Source organism: uncultured Sphingomonas sp., assembly GCF_946477935.1.
Classification (GTDB): domain Bacteria; phylum Pseudomonadota; class Alphaproteobacteria; order Sphingomonadales; family Sphingomonadaceae; genus Sphingomonas.
In genome coordinates, this window is the sequence record NZ_CAMLAC010000015.1 from 15,435 (window position 1) to 34,607 (window position 19,173).

Here is a 19,173-nt window from a genome sequence, read left to right on the forward strand (position 1 = left end):
CGGGATGTGGTCGGCGTGGACGCCTCGGCGATCAGCCGTCTGGGTCGTGACCGCTGTTCATGGTGAGGCTCCGAACTGAACGGTCAGGCCGAGGAGCACGCGGCGGCTCTCGACAAAAACCTGGTTCAGAGCGGCTCGGTTGGCGTAATATTCTGTCGTGCGCCGCTTCAGCGCGTTCAGCACACTGGCGGTGACACTGATCTGCGATGTCAGCGGATAGCGGAGATTGGCATCCAGCTGGCCGTAAGGATCCCGGTACAGTGGACGTCCCAGCTCGTCGCCGCGCGACACCTGCAGGATGCGGCTACGCCAGATCCACGAAACGCCGCCGGTGGTTCCGTCGCGCTCGTACTGCGCGCTCAGCGTGTAATTGTGTCGCGACATCTGCTCAAGACGGACACGGTAACCGGCTCCGTTGTCGACGGCGAAGCTGCCGATCCCGGTATAGCTCGCCTCCACGCCAAGGCCCCCGAGCGCCCCCGGCAGAAAAGTCAGGCGCTGGGCATAGCCAATCTCCACACCGCCTACCCAGCCGTCGTCGGCGTTCACCGGCCGACTGATGAGGAAGGCGCGACCGTCGATTAACTCGGTGGTGGCTTGTGTTCTGATGAACCCGGCCACGTCCTTGAAGAACAATGCGCCATACAGGCTTCCGCCACCCTTGAAATACCATTCGAGCGCGGCATCGAGCTGCGTGGCACGCAAAGCGTCCAGACGCGGATTTCCCGCCTCGCCGACCGCATTGACGAAGTCGATGGTGACGGTGGGCGCAAGCAGCGTGAACGCCGGTCGCGTGATCTGTCTCGATCCGGCTACACGCAGGTACAGGCGTTTGCCGAGTTCCGCACGCACGTTGATGCTGGGTAGGAGGTGACCGTAGCTCCGCGTAACCATAGGAGGAGTAAAGACTTCGCCGCCTGGAACACCCACGCTCAGATCGGTCGTGGCGTAGCGGAAACCTGCGTTGCCGGCGATGGAAATGCCGCCGACCGTCCCGTCGAACGTCGCTTCCGCATAGCCGCTCGCGATCGTCTCCACCGCATGCACGCGCGCATCCGGTCGAAATGCGGGACCGTCGGGAGCTAGCGCGAAAGCGGTGCGGATCCACGTCAGCCGCTCGCCTCGCAGAGCCGATGCGGCTGGAGCAATCCAGCGCGGCTGAGGATACGCCTCGTCGAAAAGCTGACTACCGAATAGCGAAGCAACCGCGCCGTCCTGCAACACGGCCGGCATCGACGGCGCCGGTGCGGACTGCGTGGCGATCTCGCGCATCACGGTCCGGCGGGCGATCCGCACGCCGAGCTTGATCGAGTCGATCAGGCCACCGATCGAATAGGAGCCGTCGAGCCGCGCCGCTGTCTCCCGATTGTCGTCCGCAAGGGCGATGTCGCCGAAGGCACCACTCGTCCACAAGTCGCGCTGCGCGGGATCGGCACCGACCACGGTGAAGCGCGGCACTCCGCCCGAAATCGCGTAGTCAACCATGGGTGCCCGTGCGCCGAGCGACAGCGTGGCGGTGCCGTACCGGAACCTCGTCTGCGTGTGCGATCCCTCGAGAAGGACGGTCAGCGAGCCGTCGCGGTAGCGTCCACCGAGACCATACTGGTAGACATCCAGATACCCTCGACCGCGGCTGGCGCTCGCCGTAAGAGGGACGGCGCTCCAGCGACCGGCGCGAACGAGCACCCTGCCCGGCACGCGATCGAAGGGACCCAAGGCTTCGCCTGTTCCCAGATCCGCGCGCAGCGACGTGTTGGTAAAGTCGAGCGCGCTTCGATTGTAAAGCAGGTCCCCCGTTATCTCGACCGTGGCGTCGGGGCGCCATTGCGCCGAGACGTATCCCGTTGTCAGCGTCTTCGTGCCTCGCAGATAGCGCTTGATCGCGTTGGCTGGCGCATCGATCTTCTCGCCGTCAGCGGTCGTCTGCATCAGGTTCGTATCGGTGCGGAAGATGTCGCCGCCGACATCCTGCGCCTGTCGGCTGGCGCCCAACAGCAGGCCGAGCTCACCGACCGCTGTCGACGTGCGCCCGCCCAAGTGCCCGGACACATAGGCGCGAGCCCTATCATCCAGGTCGCCACGGGCGATCCGCGCACTCAGCGATGCCTGAGATCCCTCGGCATCGAACGGGCGCCGGGTATGGAAGTCGATCACGCCGCCGATCCCGCCCTCGATCTGGCTGGCGGAGGGCGTTTTGTAAACATCGATTCCCGAGACGATGTCGGCAGGCAGCGCCGCGATGTCGAAGCCGCGAAACAGCGTGCTCGTCAGATTGCGGCCGTTCAGCCGGTCTTCGATCTGGCTGAGCCCGCGGATGGTGATGATGCCGCCCGCGGCGCGGGGGGATATCTGGATGCCGGGTATGCGGCGGACGATGTCGGCCAGCGAGGTATCCGGCAGGTTGCGGATCTGGGCATCGGTCAGGACGCTCACCGATTGGAGCGATCGTCTCCTGACGTCGGTGGCTTCGCCGCCGTCAAGCCGCGTCCCGATGACCACGATTTCCGGATCTGCCGGCATGGCTGGTGCCGGAGTGGTCGTCAGCGGACGCGGCGCGGCGACCGGAGGCACCAGCATGATCAAGTAGCCACCATCGACCGCTCGCGCAGCAAGACCCGTGCCATTCAGCAGCCGGGCCAGTGCGATCGTTGGATCCAGTCGGCCCACGACTGGCATCGACATCTTGCCGCGCACGATGCCGGAGGAGAACGCGACCTGCTGGTTCGTCTGACGAGAGAAGAGGCGCAGAGCGCGAGCCAAATCGATGCGACCGATCCTGATCTCGCGTGGTGCCTGGGCAGCCGTTCGAGCATGCAATGGCTCAGGCGTCGCCGCCGCAAGCACGCTCAACATGCCAAGTATCCTGCCCATCAGGCGCGCCTTCCCCTCCGTCACCATACTCCGCTCCGGTCTGACGCCGTGCGGGTATATAGACCTAGACGCACCGATTGCCGAAACCCGTAATACCCTGAGTAAATTATTTGGAGGACCGCCCGGCGCCCTCGTCACGGCCTTCACTCATGGAAACCGCACGGTCCACCGCCTTTAGAAAGCCATCTCCGTCGTCGGTCCGAAACGAGCCGCTGATGCGCAGCCCCCGGCCAGCGGCCGTCAGCTGGATCGGCTTCTTCTGATACCGGTTGATTTCAGCTGCAGCTTCCTCGAGCAGGACGTTATCAAACGTCAGCCACCCGTCACGCCAACTGGTGAGTGCACCCGGATCATGCGCAGGCGATACACGCGGAGCGCTTCGCCCCATAACCAGATTGTTGCCCGGAGCGATCTTCATCTGCCGGTCCCTTGCGCCACGGACGGTGGCAGGCGCCCGCTCCGCTAGGATCGCGACATAGCGACCGCGAGTACGCACGTTGACATCGCCCGCCGTGGTCAGGACCAGCCCGTTGCCGAACGCCAGGTTCAAGGGGCGCTGCCCCGCGCTGACGTAGACCTGCCCGGTCACGTTCAGCGTCTCGCCGACGATATCCAGGCGCGACGAAGTGTCCAGTTCGGCCTGACCACCCCATGCCAGCGAGATCCTGCGACTTTCGCCCACCCCAGTCCTGAAGGTTCGCTCGTGGACCTGGGGGGGCGCTCGTTCCGCCGGAGCCAGCCAGCCCCTCAGCGTCATGGCGGCTACCGGCGCAATGCATAAGGCGCTCACCAATGCGACAGCACCCACACGACGACGACGCGATCGTACGCCAGGCAGACGCGACAACGCTGCCTCGCCGAGGGCGCGAAGTTCCGGCGCCTCCGCCGAGGACCGCACCATCGCATCCGTCCGCCCAACGGCGTCGTAGGCAGCTCGATGCTCGCTACGCATCTGCAGCCAAGCGGAGAAAGCCGCCCTCACGGCGTCGCCAGAAGGTCCGCCGGGCGCCTCCAACAGGCGCGCATGCCAATGCGCTGCCCGCTCCAGATCGCTGCGCGTCACTATCGAAAATCCGCCAGTTTCTCAGCCAGGTAGACTAGCGCCCGCGCATGATGTTTTTCCGCCGTGCTCAGCGATATCTGCATTGCCGTAGCGACGTCAGCCATCTTCAACCCTCGAAGCGTCCGCAACGCGAAGACGTCGCGCGTGCGTTCCGGCAGATCGAGCAATGCCGCCTGCATCCGCTCGGCCATAGCCCTGCCATCTAGGACGCGCTCGATGGATAAAGCCGTATCCGGCAGATCGTCCGAGAGTTCACCATGATTGCCTACGTGACGGACCTGCTGCCTCCGGTGATGGTCAATCATCACGGATCGAGCGACGCTCATGACGTAACCACGCGGATCATCGATCTCTTCCGGCACGTCGGTCTTTGCCAGCTTGAGATACACGTCCTGCACGAGATCGGGAACGTCGGATCCGTTAGGTGCGTGGCGCCCAAAAAATCTAATGAGCGTCCTGCCATGCGTCCGCACGAGGTCAGCGATCCGGGAACCAAGGCGCGACTGCGAAAACTCAGACAAGTCAAAGTCAATCCCGGAGGCTGCCGCGTTCGAACAAGCCAGCTCAACCTAGATGCGAACTTTAATCTAGAGGCTCCCGAAATTCAATATTCGGGAAGCGGGGAGCGATCGGCGGAGTTCCGCCTCTGCTCATCAGTAGGTCTCCGCGATCCGCCATCGTGGCCCAACCCGCTGCTCGACGAGTAAGACGAGATCGACGAGGCTTGAGGGCCTTGATCTCAATGTCCGGCGTATCGCCCTGGCGCGACGTTCGGTTCCTGCTTCTTCTCAGGGGCGTGGTTCGCGTGATCTTGCAGATCAGATGCGGGCGACTTCACCATACCATCGTGGGCTGAGCCTGGTCGCAGGCCTCGAAAGTTGGCCTGCCATCGCCAACGCTTGCTCGGGCTTCGGCAAGTATAGGCGGCCTCGTCTGACCTCGATCAGGGATACGGTGAGGCTCGGCCATTTGCCGGATCGATGTCCCGATCATATCGAGGATTCGCGCAGGCACCGCGACGCGGAACGGCAACCGAGCCACTCGCGCGTGGAAAAAGCGGAACTATAGAGGATGGTGGAAGTTTTGGCTTGCAGAGAGGCGGCGGGATAGATGAAAACCGAACTGAGACACGAGAATCCCGGATGCCCTCGAGCAGGCGATCCTGATCGGCGCCCTGTCCATCGCGGCGGCCTGATCCATCACAGCGACCGCGGGTCGCAAGGCGGATTCAACCGGTCGTCGCCACGCTTCAAAATTGGAGCGTGCGATGGGCATCAAGAAGCGGCGTTCCAGCCGATGTACCCGGTCACAATTGCGGTCGCCGGGCAGGCCGCCAGTGGCCAACCGGGAAGAACGAGCACTGTTCTGGCGGTATGTAGCTGCGGGGATGAGCAGCGAGGCGGCAGCGGTGAACGCAGGAGCGTCACAACCGGTCGGTAGTCGTTGGTTTCGGGAAGCAGGCGGGATGCCACCGGCGGCATTCAGACTATCGGCCAAGCCGTTGTCGGGCAGATACCTGTCGCTGGCAGAGCGTGAGGAGATCGCGTTGCTGCTGGCCCGAGGGCATGGCGTCTGTGAGATCGCCCGCCAGCTCGGCCGTGCGGCATCGACCATCTCACGCGAGATCCGGCGCAACGCCGCCACCCGCAGTGGCAATTTTGACTATCGTGCGACGACGGCCCAGTGGCATGCCGAGCGGGCGGCGCGCCGCCCCAAGGTCGCCAGGTTGGCCGCCAACGACATGTTGCGACGCTGGGTTGAAGACCGGTTGAGCGGTGCGGTTGCCAAACCTGGCGCCCCGCCTGTTGTCGGTTGGGTGGTCCCATTATGGAAGTGCCGACGACATGTACCGCGCCAGAACCGGCGCTGGTCAACGGCATGGAGCCCAGAGCAGATTGCCGGGCGTCTACCCATCGACTTTCCGGACGACAACAGCATGCGTTTCAGCCACGAAGCTATCTATCAGGCGCTGTTCGTGCAAGGCCGTGGCGCTTTGCGCCGTGACCTGACTGCATGCCTGCGCAGTGGCCGGGGCCTGCGCGTACCGCGGGCGCGCGTCGGCCAACGCGGCAAGGGCTTTGTGTCGCCCGAGATTATGATCAGCGAGCGCCCGGCCGAAGCGGATGACCGGGCCGTGCCGGGGCATAGGGAAGGCGACCTCATCCTCGGGCTGGGCAGTTCGGCGATCGGTACGCTGGTCGAGCGTACGACGCGCTTCACGATGCTGCTCCATCTACCCCGCATGGAAGGTCACGATGCCAGCCCCCGTATCAAGAACGGACCAGCTTTGGCCGGGCATGGTGCCGAGGCAGTGCGGGATGCCATCACGCGGACCATCACCACCTTGCCCGGAGAACTGCGCAGCTCGCTCACTTGGGACCAAGGCGCGGAGATGGCTCAGCATGCACGTCTGAAAGTTGACGCCGGCGTCGAGGTCTATTTCTGCGACCCGCAAAGTCCCTGGCAGCGCGGCACCAATGAAAATACAAACGGGCTACTGCGCCGGTATTTTTCAAAAGGGACCGACCTCAGCGCGCATAGCGCCGACACACTCGCCGCCATTGCCGCGACCCTCAATGGTCGACCACGCAAAACGCTGGGCTGGAAAACTCCTGCCGAAGCGCTTGACCAATGCCTTGCACAAATCGAAGAACACGACGTTGCGACGACCGGTTGAATCCGCCCAGTACGTGTCTACCAATTATACCGAGCGCCTCGCCGAGGCCGGGATCGAGCCATCGGTAGGCAGCGTCGGCGACAGTTACGACTGTGAGAAGGTGTGTGCAATCTCGGAGGCCTGACCCGTGCTTACGATTGACCACGTGTCATGGCGTTGATCTGTCCGCCCTCCAAGCTGCACCCAGGGCGTCGTGAGACGTGACTTGATAGGAGCCTGAGGGGGTGCCGTCCCGTCACAGTCCTGTCCGCTCGCGAAGCGCCTTCGGGTTCCACCCGCCCGGAGGACCCACATGCATGATATCACACCAGACGCCATTGTCATCGGCATCGATACGCACAAGAACGTTCACGTTGCCGTCGAGATCAACGGTCTAGGCGCGCGGCTTGCCACCGCCTCGTTCCCGGTAACCAGTGAAGGCTATCACCAGGTGGCAGCCTGGGCGACCGGACACGGCGCCGTGGCTGCCTTCGGCATCGAAGGCACCGGGTCATACGGAGCCGGCCTGACCCGTGCGCTGACCGCGATGGACGTGCGTGTGATCGAGGTCGGCCGGGTCAACCGGCAACTCCGTCGCCGACATGGCAAAACCGACACCGTCGATGCCGAGTCTGCGGCACGCGCTGTCCTCGCAGGTGATGCCGACGGCAAACCCGAGTTCGGCGACGGCATCGTCGAGATGATCCGCCACCTCAAGATCGCCCGTGACACCGCGATCAAGGCACGAACACAGGCAATGGTCACGCTCAAGAATCTGCTGGTCAATGCGCCGCAGGCACTGTGCGAACGCTTCATCGGCATCATTGGCAAGATGACGCTCGTCCGCCAGCTCGCGGCGCTCCGGCCGGACATGCCGGTATCGACCACCGCGTCCGCGAAGATGGCGCTACGAGCCCTGGAGCATCGATGGCTCATGCTCGACGCGGAAATCAAGGAGCATGAAGGCGTTCTCGAACAACTGGTGCGTGCCCGGGCACCCGCGTTGATGGAGGCACCAGGCGTGTCGACCGGCACCATTGCTGACATGCTCGTCGTTCTGGGCGACAATCCTCAGCGAATCCGATCAGAGGCAGGGTTCGCCAAGCTCTGTGGCGTGTGCCCGGTGCCCGCATCGAGCGGCAAGACCAGCCGGCATCGCCTGAACCGCGGCGGTAACCATCGGGCGGACGCTGCCCTGTACCGCGTCGCTCTCGTCCGCATCCGGCATAATCCGCCAACGCGCGATTACATCTAGTGCCGGACCGCCGAAGGCAAGTCACCTCGCGAAATCCGCCGACGCCCGAAGCGCTACATCGCCCGCGAAATCTACCGGCATCTTTGTACCGAGACGCAGGCCGCACCGAGTGGAAATGCCGCTTGACCAACATAGGAACATCAACGCTTTGGCGAAAACCATCAACGGCCTCTACAAGGTCGAGGTGATCCACCGCCGCGGTCCTTGGCACAGCTTCAAGGCGGTCGAGTACGCCACGCTGGAATGGGTCGACTGATTCAACCATCGCCAGCTGCTCGAACCCATCGGCAACATCCCGCCCGCCGAAGCTGAAGAGCAATACTATGCTGCCACGGACATCATAGATATGGCGGCGTGACTCACATCCAACGGCCTTCCGCAAAACCGGCGCGGTTCAAACCTGTCGAAACAGCAAGCATGCGTCGACCCACCGGCAGACCTTCCGCAGTCCCCTCCGACTGACCAATGCCCGGCATTACCGCTCCTCATTATTCCTTTCTGCGAAACGGTGAACTGTCCAATGCCACCGTTAGGGTCAGGACCCATTGATGTGAGCGTCACGATCTGATTCAGGCTCCGCCAGGAGACTGGAATGAACGACCTGTTTTGGCTGACTGATGAGCAGATGGAGCGGTTGCGGCCGTTCTTCCCCAAGAGCCACGGCAAGCCGCGCGTGGATGATCGGCGGGTGCTGAGTGGCATCGTGTTCGTCAACAAGAACGGGCTGCGCTGGCGAGATGCACCCACCGCCTACGGTTCGCACAAGACGCTCTACAATCGGTGGAAGCGCTGGGGTGAGGCAGGCGTGTTCACGCGCATGATGGAGGGGCTGGCGGCGAAAGGTGCCGAGCCGAAGACGGTCATGATCGACGCGACTTACCTAAAGGCGCACCGCACGGCCTCGAGCCTGCGGGTAAAAAAGGGGATCTTGGCCGCCTGATCGGGCGCACCAAAGGCGGCATGAACACCAAGCTCCACGCCGTCGCCGACGCGAACGGCCGGCCTTTGAGCTTCTTCATGACCGCTGGCCAGGTCAGCGACTACACCGGAGCGGCAGCGCTGCTCGACGACATGCCCAAGGCGCAGTGGCTACTTGGCGATCGCGGCTATGACGCCGACTGGTTCAGGGACGCTGTCCAGGCAAAGGGCATTCAGCCATGCATCCCGGGTCGGCGATCACGCAACGAGCCGATCAGGTATGACAAGCGTCGCTACCGGCGCCGCAGCCGCATCGAGATCATGTTCGGCCGCCTCAAGGATTGGCGGCGCGTCGCCACCCGCTACGATCGCTGCCCCACGGCCTTCTTCTCCGCCGTCGCCCTCGCTGCCACGGTCATCTTCTGGCTGTGATCAACGAGTCCTGACCCTAACTAATGATGCCTCGTCTGCTACCTGCAGGACTATCGATCATCGTCGCAGACCCCTGCGCCGAGCGTTGACGGAGCTCAGCAGGGACGACAGCAGGACGCTCCTGTGCGCTGCCAAACTATGCCGACTGGTGGATGAAGCGCTGACCGTGGCGGACAGGATCAACCCGCTGGTTGCTGCCGATATCGCGCAGGCCCGTACGCTGCTCGAGCCGCCAGAGGATCAGTCCAGCTCCCGTTGTCGCCGGTACAGTGCTTCGATCATGCCGGTCATCAAGCGGTGGCCGTCATCACTTAGTGCCAGAAACTGCAGGCGTTCCTCAACCAGTCGCATGCCGATCAGTGCCTGGACCCAGCGCCGCGTTACCTCGTGGCTGAAGCTGGTTGGCACGTGCAGATCGGCCAACCCACCGTATAACGCATCGTCTTCCGTCACATAGAGCGCGAGCAGGATATCGACCGCTGGCGTGCCGGCCAAGCCTTGGGGAAGATGGTCAGCCAGAATACGCAAGGATGCCAGCATGCGCCGCGCCATCTGCGGTGTGGTAGTCGTCTGGGCTGGGTGGCCGCTTCGGGCGAGAAGTTTCGACATGATCAGTCAAGATGACTGCCATAACTGCTATCCTGGATCATTGCTTTCCATCAATCTACCTATTTGGTAGTAGAGTCTTTCGCTCGGCCTTGTGTGGGTGACGTAGCCGGCCTTGGCCGATCATCTTATGTACCTCCCTGGATCACCTGAAAGGCAGCAGATGGTCGCTTCATGATAGCCATGTGCAAAGCCTGATTAGAAGGTCCGGGGCGGTCTCCCCGCTTCTGGGAAAGCTTTCATTAAGCATATGTCAGGCATACCGGCTGACAGCCATGCAGGAGTTCGGCGAGTGACCTTTGAACATCTCCATGACCGGATGGCCTATATCGATAACGCCAAGCACTGGCTGGACAATCATATTCTGGATTTGAAGCCGTGGATCGTGCAGGCGATCTCTGACTGGATCGATGGCGATCTTGCCGGTTGGCGCAGCGGAACTCCACCACTCCCACCCGTGGGGGCTGAAGACCTGCAAGGCTTAGGCAATGCGTTGACCAGCTCGTTGTTCTGCATTGTGGCTGGGCGCCATGATTAGATAAGTCGGATCAAACTCCGCCTCAGCGATAAGTCGCCTTGCATCAAGGATGGTAATCCGACCGCGAGTGATGTCGAGCATGCCGTCATCGCGCATTGCTTTTGCCATTCGGTTGATATGAACCGAGGTGAGGCTCAGCGCCTCTCCCAGTGATTGCTGCGTCAGACGCAGTAGAAAATCGGCGCTACCCTCCTGGGGTAATGCGTCACATCGGGCGGCGAGCTCGCACGTCAGATGCGCGAGCCGCTGCCTTGCCGTGCGCGTTCCGATACGCACAGCCCACTCCGCCAGGATGAGCATCTTGGCCGAGCTGTATCGCCAAAAAGCCTCGGTAAGCACAGGGTGCCGTTGAGCTACCGCAGCCAGCGCACGGTGTGGAATGCTGAGCATCTCGGTTGCGGTAGATGCGACCAGTACCGCAGGCCGGCCGGGTAGCGCGTAGCTGTGAAGGTCACAAGCATCACCAGGGATATGGAAGGCGGTGATCTGCCGGCGTCCGACGGCCGTGTCCTGAACCTGCGCGACAAGGCCTTCTACTACAATTCCGACGTCAGCCTTTCGTGGGCGCATCCCGTTGATGACCGATCCCGATCGATATTTGAAGCTGAAGGCCGGTAGTCGCAACAGGGCGTGCCGTTCATCCTGCGACAAGGGTGTCAGGCGGCTGATTTGATCAACCCACTTCTCTAGTGCCGATGCAGCGGACATGCTCATTTCTCCCCGCTTATAATCATCAAGCAGCGCAATTACATAACTTCCAGATGGTAGAGCGGGGGTACGATATTGGCAAATCTTCAAATTGTATCTGCCAGCTATAGCAATGCCTTTCGCGTTGAGTTGCGCTATCTGTATGCTGGCAACGCCATTGTGCAACCGCCGTGTAAGCATCACGTGTGGTTAAACAGCTATCCAAGGGGATTGCTACACTAGCATGTGCTATCAGAAAAATTGGTCATGTGTGCCAAATAGAGACAGGAATCACCGCTATTGAATAGTTTGCAATTCACATCCGGTAATGACAGCGTGTACTCTCTCCGGCAAAGCCAGCATGATTTTTGAGAAGGTGCTATGCCGCGACAAACCGCAGAACTGCGCGCGATGCTTGTAGAGGTTCTCAAGGCCGCTGATCGGCTCGATCCCCTAGTTGCCGCTTATATTGCACAAGCGTTGACCTTGATCGAGAAGCGGGAGGATTACGTCAGCCGCCACTGACTGTGACACAGTACTTCAATGGCCGCAGCCATGAACCTGCAGCTGTCTTTGTTAGATGCCAGAAGCTGCGCGTGCTGATTCGCCCCAAGTCATCGATCCAATACGTTGTTGCAACTCGCTGAAACTTGAAGGCTTTCGTGCTCCATTGCTGAAGCCGTCGCTATGGCCGGCAATCATGTGTTTTCCGACAGGTTTAAGCGTCCCGTTTTCCCGTCGATCCGGCGCCATTTTGGGAAAAGGCAATCGGGAACAGAATCTGGGAATGCCCACCCCCAGTGGCCCCAATCTGACTTCGCGGGATGCACCGTCGTTCTCGATCGACCTTCCTAATCGGGAAAGCACCGGTGCCAGCGTCACCCACCGCATAATGGACGTCTGGATCGATCAGCCCCGTTTCCAAGCGGCCATTCCGCTTTGTCCCTATGGCGGACATCCGACGAGCCGGAAGGGCGCGAAGGTCCGGCAACGGGCTCGCCCGCCGATCCCGCTTCAGCGCGTGCAATTCGTTGAAATTGTGTAAGAAAGCAGGATGGACCTTGCCTCAGAAGTGATCGAACTTCGGCGTCGGCTCGCCTTGGCTGAAGAAACGCTACGCGGCAGGACGGTGCGTGAGGCGCAGCACTCGTTCCTGCTTCGACTAGGCGATGCAGTGCGAGAGCAATCAACCGCGGAGGCGAAGATCGAGCTCGCCGCGCGCCTCCTTGGCGAGCACCTCCATGCCTCCCGGATACTGTGGGCGGAGTACGACTGGAATCGCAAGGTCGCCCACATCTTCAACGGCTGGTTCGCCGACGGTGCCCAGCCGTTCCCGACGGTCATGCGGCTGGCCGATTACGACGGCGAGGCCCTGAGCACCTTGCGCGCCGGCAAGACGGTGCGCGTGGATGATGTCGGTCGGCTGACAGGTGAGCCTGGCTATGCTGCGATCGCCCAAGTCGGGGTGCAGGCCTTGCTCAGCCCGCCGTTGCTGGTCGATGGTATCCTCAGAGTCAATTTGAGCATCCATCAGCACGAGCCACGCCATTGGACGGATGATGACGTCACACTGGTGCAGGATGTGGCCGAGCGGCTGTGGGCAGAGGTCGTGCGTGCCCGTGCGGAGGCAGCGCTGGCGGCCTCCGAGAAGAAATATCGCTCCCTCTTTCAGACTATGGGGCAGGGTTACTCCGACTTAGAGCTTCTCCGCGACGATGATGGGCGCGTTGTCGATTATCGCCACATTGCGTTGAACCCGGCATTTGAGCGCCTGACCGGGCTTTCCATTGCCGAAACGGTTGGCCGCACCGCCCTTGAATGCCTGCCCTACCTCGAGCCCTGGTGGTTGGCGACATACGAGCGGATCGCCGCGTCGGGCGAGCCCGAGCGCCTCGAATATCCAGTCGCCTCGCTGAACCGCTGGTACGAGGTCTTCGTCTACCCACGCGGAGACGATCAATTATCCTTGCTCTACGAGGACATAACCCTCCGCAAGGAGGCGGAGCTCGCTCTGGGTGAGAGCGAGGAGCGTTACCGCGCCCTGTTCGAGTCGATGGATGAGGCGTATGCCGTAGTCGAGGTTCTGAAGGACGATGACGGGCGCTGGGCCGATTTCCGTTTCATTGAGGTCAATCACGCCTTCCTAGAACACACCAAAATGCCCTGGCCCGTCGGCAAGACGGCGACGGAACTGCTGGGTTCACCAAATCCGCGGTGGACCGAGCTGTACGGGGAGGCGCTGGATACCGGGAAGCCGCTACGGGTGGAGGAGGCAGAGGCAACACTTGGCCTCATCTTCGATCTCAACATCTTCTCCCTGGACCGCGACCGCAACCGCGTCGCCGTGCTGTTCACCAACATAACGAACCGGGCCGAAGCAGAGCGGGCGCAGCGAGCACTCCGGGAGCGGCAAAGCTTTCTGCTCGAGCTGAGCGATGCGCTCCGACCTCTCGCCGACCCCACAGAGATACAGGCCACCACGGCCGAGATGCTCGGCACGCATCTGGCCGTTGATCGCGCTATGTATGGCGAGGTGACGGGCGAACCAGGCGCGGAGATGGGAGTGATACGCGGCCAATACGTTCGGCCGGCGGATCCCGACCGGCCTGCGCCAATCCCGTTCCCCGGCCACTTCGCCTTCGAGAGCTTCGGCGCCGATGTGATGGCGAGACGCTACAGCGGTGAAGGACTGGTCGTCGCCGATGTGGAGGCTGACCCTGCTTTCGACGCGAAGGAGCGCGCGGCTTGGGCGATGGTCGGCGTGCGCGCGGCGATCGTCGCGCCGCTGGTCAAGGATGGGTGCTTGGTCGCCGAGCTTGGCGTCCACTCCGAGACACCGCGTATATGGACGGACGCTGAGGTCTCCTTGGTGCGCGAAGCGGGCGAACGCACCTGGGCGGCGGCAGAACGCGCTAGGTCCGAGACAGCGTTGCACGAGAGTGAGGAGCGGTTCCGGCAGTTTGCGCATGCTGCGGCCGAGGGGGCGTGGATCAGGGACGCCGAAAGCCTGGACATGGAATATGTCAGCCCGGCCGCGATCCGGATCTATGGCGTGGAACCGCACGCGCTGCTCGGCGGGGTTCAGCAATGGGCGAGCCTGATCCTGCCTGAGGATCGCGATGCTACCCTGGCCCACCTGGAGGATGCCCGTCAGGGAGGGGGCGTATCACACGAGTTCCGCATCCGGCGCCCGTCCGACGGCGCGTTCCGCTGGATCAAAAGCACCGTCTTTCCGCTCGTCGACCCTCAAGGTCGCGTCCAGAGGATTGGCGGGTTGGACGAGGACGTCACCGAGGCTAGGCTGGCAGTCGAGCATCAGGGCGTCCTGCTGGCCGAGCTACAGCACCGGGTGCGCAACATTATGGCGATGATCCGCTCGATGGTTCGTCGATCGGCAGACGGCGCGGCAGACACGGACGAGTATCGAACGCTGCTCGAAGGGCGACTGCTCGCGTTGGCTAGGGTGCAGGCGCTCCTCACCCGGCAGGCGAACGCCGGGGGCTCGCTCCGCGACATCATCGAGAGTGAGGTCAGTGCGCAGGCGAACGGCGGCGGGCAGTACGAGCTGCTCGGGCCGGACGTACAGCTGTCGCCCAAGGCGGTGGAGGTGCTGACGCTCGCGTTCCACGAACTCGCGACCAATGCGCTCAAATATGGCGCGCTGTCGGTCCCCGAAGGCCGGTTGCGGGTGGAATGGGCGCCCTTCGAGAGACGCGGTCGCACCTGGCTGACGATCGACTGGACGGAGGAGGGCGCGCCATCGCGCGGCCCGATGATCAGGCGCGGGTTCGGCAGTGATCTGATCGAGGGGAAAATCCCTTATGAACTCGGCGGCGAAGGCAGGATCAACATCGCGCCGGGGGGTGCCCATTGTCGACTGGAGTTCCCGCTGAGGGAGGGCGAGAGCATCCTGGAGACGGACGCGCCGTCGCCCACCGCAGTATTCGGAGGAACGCTGGATATGATTGGAGCACCCGACCTGACGGGCCGCAGCGTTCTGGTCGCCGAGGACGATTATTATATGGCCAGCGACACCGCCGCCGCGCTGCGCTGCGCGGGCGCAACCGTGCTTGGTCCGTGCCCCAGCGAGGACGCGACGCTTGATCTGCTAGAGACCGTGACGCCGACCCATGCCGTGCTCGACCTCAACCTGGGTGGAGGCGGACCGCGGTTCGCGATTGCGGAGACGCTCAGGGCGCGCGGAGTGCCGTTCATTTTCCTGACCGGCTACGATCCTGATGCGGTGCCGTTTGACCTGGCCGATGTCGTGCGTCTGCAGAAGCCGGTATCACTGCGCACGATCGTCGATGCCGTTGAACAACTCTAGCAGGCTGCGTTCACCTGTTGATTGGCGGAATTGCGGCAGTGACGAACGTCCGCTTCCCACCAAGATGCTAATTTAAGCCTATATCCACTGCTCTCGGAAGCGGATATTCGGGCTACGCATCCGGAACACAATTCCCGCTTCACCATCCATCCCAATCGGGATAGATGGTCAGACTGCTTGGCCTTCGTTCTTAGTGATCAGACGGCGCATCGCACCGATCACCTCATCATAGTTGATCGGCTTAGGGTAAAATTCGGCCCGTTCGGGAAGCTCGACACTCTCGCGCGTGAAATAGGCGGCAGTCAGGATGATCTCAATCGGTGGCCAGCGCTTGCGAATTGCAGCTGCGATCTCGATGCCGCTGCGACTGCGCGGCATGTCGAGGTCCATATAGACCAGGCGAATGTCCAGACGCTCTTTCAGGATTTGAATGGCGTCGGCACTGCTCAGCGCTTCCACCGCTTCGAAACCGGCCTTCTCGACCATGCTGATCGCGTCGAGCCGCAAGATCGGCTCGTCCTCGACCACCAGTACCGGCCATCGCTTAAAGGGTTGAGACTGTCCCATGTCCTTACGGTTACGCCTCTTGAATCTGGTGAAGCGGTGCTGTTGCCCGCATCATCAGACCTTCCGTTTCGTAGCTAAGCTCAACGCCCCCAGACCCACTTAGTCCCATACGGATGATACGTGAGCCAAATCCGCGCCGCGTTGGCTCTACCGCAGGCGGGCCACCGCGTTCCACCCAGGTCAGGTCGAGCGCATCCTTGTCGTCGTGACGGCGAATTTTCCAGGTCACGGACACCGTGCCGCCAGGTGAGCTCAGCGCACCATATTTGGCGGCGTTGGTCGCCAGCTCATGCAGCATGAGCGTGAGCGCCAGCGTCGCGCGCGGACCGATCGTCACATCCGGCCCGGAGAATACGAACCGGTCTCCCCCGAACGTCGCCAGCGCACCGCGTGCCACGTCGCCCAGGCTGGCGCTTGACCAGTTATCGCGAGTGAGGACGTCGTTCGCCGAGGCGAGCGCGCCCAGCCGCTGGCCAAACGCCGCGACGGCCTCCTGATCTTCCGCCTTGTTCAGCGTTTGATGCGCGATGGCCTGCACTACGCTCATTGTGTTCTTGATCCGGTGCGCCAGCTCGCCGTTCAGAAGCTCCTGCTGCGCGCGCCTTCTGTAGCTCGGTGTGATCCCGTGAGACGGAAAGGATGCGAGCGACCTCGCCATCAGGGCCAGGGATCGGCGACACCGAGATCGACCAGTGCTTGGGCGTTCCGAGGTAGGTATCGGCTGAGGCCTCGAAGTGCGTCGTCTCGCCGCGCTTGGCGGCTTCGATCGCCTCTTTCGCGGCGGTGGAGCCGCCCTCCTGCAACAAGTCCGGCCATGGACAGCCTCGCACCGAATTGAAGTCGCTGATCTCCATGACCTTCATGCCCCCCTCACTCATGAAGGACAGGCGACCATCCGGCTCGACCACCTTGATGCAGTCAGTCGAGGCGGCAAGCACGCTGCGCAGGAAGCTGGCGGTTTCCTTGGCCTCCTTCTCGGCCCGGCGCCGTTCGAGCGCAGTCCAGGTTCGATTGCCAGCGTCCGCGATGAATTGCAGCTCTTCAGGCATCCAGTCCCGCGGTGCATCGTCATTGACGTAGAGGATGGCGACCGTGCGCCCCTTCTCGACGATCGGGCGGTTGACGAGGCTGCGCACGGAAACGGACTCCAGCGGTGCGGTATCGCTCGACGTGCGAGGATCGAGACGGATGTCGGGAATGACGACAGTGCGACCTTGCCGCAGGTCTTCCGCGTAACCGCCATAGTCGTCCATGCGGTAGGTGCCCGCAAGGCTAGGGTATCCCTGCGTCGTCCAGTCGTTCGGGACGACGAACGTCTCACCGTCTTCCCCGACCGTGCCATAGCCGACCCGTCCCACGCCAAGCGTGCGGCCGATGATCGCGGTGGCTGCACGCACTACGTCGTCGGGATCGTTGATGGCGGTCAGCGCCCGGCCAAGTTCAGCCAGTGCTTCCCGACGCTGGTCGGAGCGGATGCGGTCGGTGACTTCAAGGAACAGCACCGTGAAGCGATCACCGCCCGCGGGCTGGCAAACGCCGTCATACCAGCGGTCCAGTTTGCCAACCTGCCGGGTGAAGCGGATCGGTTCGCCCGTCTCCACGACACGGGCAAACTCCATTACCCATTCGTTTTCGATGCCGGGAAAGACCTCACGGATCGTCCGACCGACCGCGCACCCGCGCTCGACGCCGACAAGATCGTACCAGGCGTTGTTCACCTCGTCATAGCGCCAGTCGACAATCCGGCCCGCATCGTCGCGGACCACCTCGCCGAGGATGAAGCCTTCTTCGAGCGTCTCGAACAACTCCCGCCACTTCGTTTCGCTGGCGGAAAGATCTGTTGACGCTTGATCCCGTTCCTTCTGCGCCTTGACGAACGGGGTGCTGTCAGACGTAATGTTGAGCAGCCCAACGACTTCGCCGCCTGTCCCCCGGACAGGAGAATAGGCGAAGTCCCACCACGTCTCTTCCGGGAAACCATGGCGCGTCATGGTCAACGGCTGATCGTGGAAGGCCACGCTCTCACCCGCGAAGACGCGGTCGATCAACGGGGCGATCTCCGGCCATAACTCGGGCCAAACTTCCGCCGTGGGGCGCCCGAGCGCGTCGGGATGGCGGCCCCCAAGAATGGGTGCGTAGCCGTCGTTGTACAGTAGAATGCGATCCGGCCCCCAGATGACGCACATCGGGTGCAGCGACGCCAGCATCGTATCGACCGTGATGCTCAGCGCTGCCGGCCAGATATCACGCGCGCCTAACGGGCTTGCCTGCCAATTATGCTCCGCGATCAGGTCGATCATGTGCGGTGAGTCATGCGCGCCGCCCCCGGCAACGCCCTCAACGTAGCTCACCATTCCTGCCGTCGCTTCCTCAACCCAAACGTTGAACATGCCTGCCCCCCGGCAGGTCGGAGCACTTCTAGCGAAGCCTTTCGAGGATTGGAACAAAGGGTAGTCATGGCGAGCGAACTATGGGCCTCGCCGAATGTTCTGGTAGAATGGCCCTTTCCACTGCCCCTTACGCTCTTGTCGTCGATGACGATCCCATCATTCTCATGGACTTAGCCGGCATCCTGTCGGATGCGGGTTTCCGGTGCGTGGAGGTCGATCACGGCGATGCCGCGAGAGCCATGCTGCCGGATCATGCCGAAAGCATCACATTGCTCTTTTCCGATGTAGAGATGCCGGGCGGCACGAACGGGTTCGATCTCGCGCATCATGTGGCTGCAACCTATCCCTGGATCGAGATTGTTATCGCCAGTGGCAGGATCACGCCGGAACCGGGTGAATTGCCCGACCACGCGACGTTCATCAGCAAGCCGTTCAGTACCCGCATGGTGCACGATCATCTGCGTGAACGACTTCCTGACGGCAAGAAGCCCGAGCCGTTGAAGAACCCGATGTAGCCTTGCCGGGTCTTCACCGTCTCACCGTCGTTTGCGGGACAGCTGGCGCGTAGCAAGCGGCAGGTATCTGCTGCTGGGCTTCTGATAGCTGCCGGGCAAAAAAGTCCCAATTGAAGGTCATCAGCAACCAGATGACGAAAAACCTGTTTGTCGCCTTGAATGTGCGACAAACAGGTGGTTTGCGCCACCTGTGCCGGCCCGCTGTCGCTCACGTGCTTCTCAGGTCAAATACGGTACTGCCCAGCTCGTCAATAGTCCGTGCTTTCGGTCAGGCTCGAGGTGAATGCTGCGCTGACCCAGAATCGACCGTTCGATGCTGGTTTGCCGCTAGCCAAGACTGGACGCTCG

Annotated in this window: 14 protein-coding genes and 2 pseudogenes; 7 read left to right on the forward strand and 9 right to left on the reverse strand. The window is 62.3% G+C overall.

Annotated features, from left to right (window positions below; genetic code table 11):
* Positions 1–57: 57 nt before the first annotated feature.
* The 4 genes and pseudogenes from Q0U08_RS03300 to Q0U08_RS03310 form a co-directional block, all read right to left on the reverse strand.
* On the reverse strand, positions 58–2,853 hold the full coding sequence (locus tag Q0U08_RS03300; RefSeq protein WP_298089712.1) for a TonB-dependent receptor: 2,796 nt from the start codon (positions 2,851–2,853) through the stop codon (positions 58–60).
* Positions 2,854–2,977: 124 nt separating this feature from the next.
* A complete protein-coding gene (locus Q0U08_RS03305) occupies positions 2,978–3,553 on the reverse strand; it encodes a hypothetical protein (RefSeq protein ID WP_298089714.1) in 576 nt (191 codons plus the stop codon).
* A gap of 240 nt (positions 3,554–3,793) precedes the next feature.
* Positions 3,794–3,934, reverse strand: a pseudogene (locus Q0U08_RS19840) (DUF4880 domain-containing protein); the annotation flags it as partial.
* Positions 3,934–4,455: a sigma-70 family RNA polymerase sigma factor gene (locus Q0U08_RS03310; protein WP_298089715.1), complete on the reverse strand. Its 522-nt coding sequence runs from the start codon at positions 4,453–4,455 to the stop codon at positions 3,934–3,936. The pseudogene Q0U08_RS19840 and the gene Q0U08_RS03310, both read right to left, overlap by 1 nt.
* A 746-nt stretch (positions 4,456–5,201) precedes the next feature.
* On the opposite strand from Q0U08_RS03310, the gene Q0U08_RS03315 reads away from it, so the two are divergent.
* The 4 genes and pseudogenes from Q0U08_RS03315 (at position 5,202) to Q0U08_RS03330 (ending at position 9,195) form a co-directional block, all read left to right on the forward strand.
* Positions 5,202–6,611: an IS30 family transposase gene (locus Q0U08_RS03315; protein ID WP_298089717.1), complete on the forward strand. Its 1,410-nt coding sequence runs from the start codon at positions 5,202–5,204 to the stop codon at positions 6,609–6,611.
* Positions 6,612–6,903: 292 nt separating this feature from the next.
* Complete coding sequence (locus Q0U08_RS03320) at positions 6,904–7,845, forward strand: IS110 family transposase (RefSeq protein WP_298089719.1); 942 nt, start codon at positions 6,904–6,906, stop codon at positions 7,843–7,845.
* A 142-nt stretch (positions 7,846–7,987) separates the two neighbouring features.
* Positions 7,988–8,203, forward strand: a pseudogene (locus Q0U08_RS03325) (IS3 family transposase); the annotation flags it as partial.
* Positions 8,204–8,437: 234 nt separating this feature from the next.
* Positions 8,438–9,195 (forward strand): IS5 family transposase gene (locus Q0U08_RS03330; RefSeq protein WP_298089721.1). Its coding sequence is split into 2 segments (ribosomal slippage): positions 8,438–8,771 and positions 8,771–9,195, totalling 759 coding nucleotides; the frame shifts between segments, so codons are not numbered across the junction.
* Between the two features lie 240 nt (positions 9,196–9,435).
* Here Q0U08_RS03330 and Q0U08_RS03335 read toward each other — a convergent pair.
* Positions 9,436–9,735, reverse strand: a complete 300-nt coding sequence (locus Q0U08_RS03335) for a hypothetical protein (RefSeq protein ID WP_298089722.1) — start codon at positions 9,733–9,735, stop codon at positions 9,436–9,438.
* Positions 9,736–10,093: 358 nt separating this feature from the next.
* On the opposite strand from Q0U08_RS03335, the gene Q0U08_RS03340 reads away from it, so the two are divergent.
* Positions 10,094–10,339 carry a hypothetical protein gene (locus Q0U08_RS03340; RefSeq protein WP_298089723.1) on the forward strand — a complete coding sequence of 82 codons (246 nt, stop codon included), beginning with the start codon at positions 10,094–10,096 and terminating at the stop codon, positions 10,337–10,339.
* On the opposite strand, the gene Q0U08_RS03345 is transcribed toward Q0U08_RS03340, so the two are convergent.
* Positions 10,283–11,047: a Crp/Fnr family transcriptional regulator gene (locus Q0U08_RS03345; RefSeq protein WP_298089725.1), complete on the reverse strand. Its 765-nt coding sequence runs from the start codon at positions 11,045–11,047 to the stop codon at positions 10,283–10,285. The two genes, Q0U08_RS03340 and Q0U08_RS03345, sit on opposite strands and share 57 nt — an antisense overlap.
* A gap of 1,033 nt (positions 11,048–12,080) precedes the next feature.
* On the opposite strand from Q0U08_RS03345, the gene Q0U08_RS03350 reads away from it, so the two are divergent.
* Complete coding sequence (locus tag Q0U08_RS03350; RefSeq protein ID WP_298089726.1) at positions 12,081–15,353, forward strand: PAS domain S-box protein; 3,273 nt, start codon at positions 12,081–12,083, stop codon at positions 15,351–15,353.
* 168 nt (positions 15,354–15,521) lie between these two features.
* On the opposite strand, the gene Q0U08_RS03355 is transcribed toward Q0U08_RS03350, so the two are convergent.
* Genes Q0U08_RS03355 through Q0U08_RS03365 form a run of 3 tightly spaced genes read right to left on the reverse strand, consistent with a single transcriptional unit; the run spans position 15,522 to position 18,310 of the window.
* Positions 15,522–15,881, reverse strand: a complete 360-nt coding sequence (locus tag Q0U08_RS03355) for a response regulator (protein WP_298089727.1) — start codon at positions 15,879–15,881, stop codon at positions 15,522–15,524.
* Between the two features lie 49 nt (positions 15,882–15,930).
* Entirely contained in the window at positions 15,931–16,458 is a 528-nt protein-coding gene (locus Q0U08_RS03360) for a sensor histidine kinase (protein ID WP_298089728.1), read from the reverse strand.
* Positions 16,343–18,310, reverse strand: a complete 1,968-nt coding sequence (locus tag Q0U08_RS03365) for a PAS domain-containing protein (protein ID WP_298089729.1) — start codon at positions 18,308–18,310, stop codon at positions 16,343–16,345. Before Q0U08_RS03365 ends, Q0U08_RS03360 begins: the two co-directional genes overlap by 116 nt.
* Before the next feature lie 80 nt (positions 18,311–18,390).
* Here Q0U08_RS03365 and Q0U08_RS03370 point away from each other — a divergent pair, with 80 nt between their 5' ends.
* Positions 18,391–18,825 carry a response regulator gene (locus Q0U08_RS03370; protein WP_298089730.1) on the forward strand — a complete coding sequence of 145 codons (435 nt, stop codon included), beginning with the start codon at positions 18,391–18,393 and terminating at the stop codon, positions 18,823–18,825.
* The last annotated feature ends 348 nt before the right edge of the window (positions 18,826–19,173 follow it).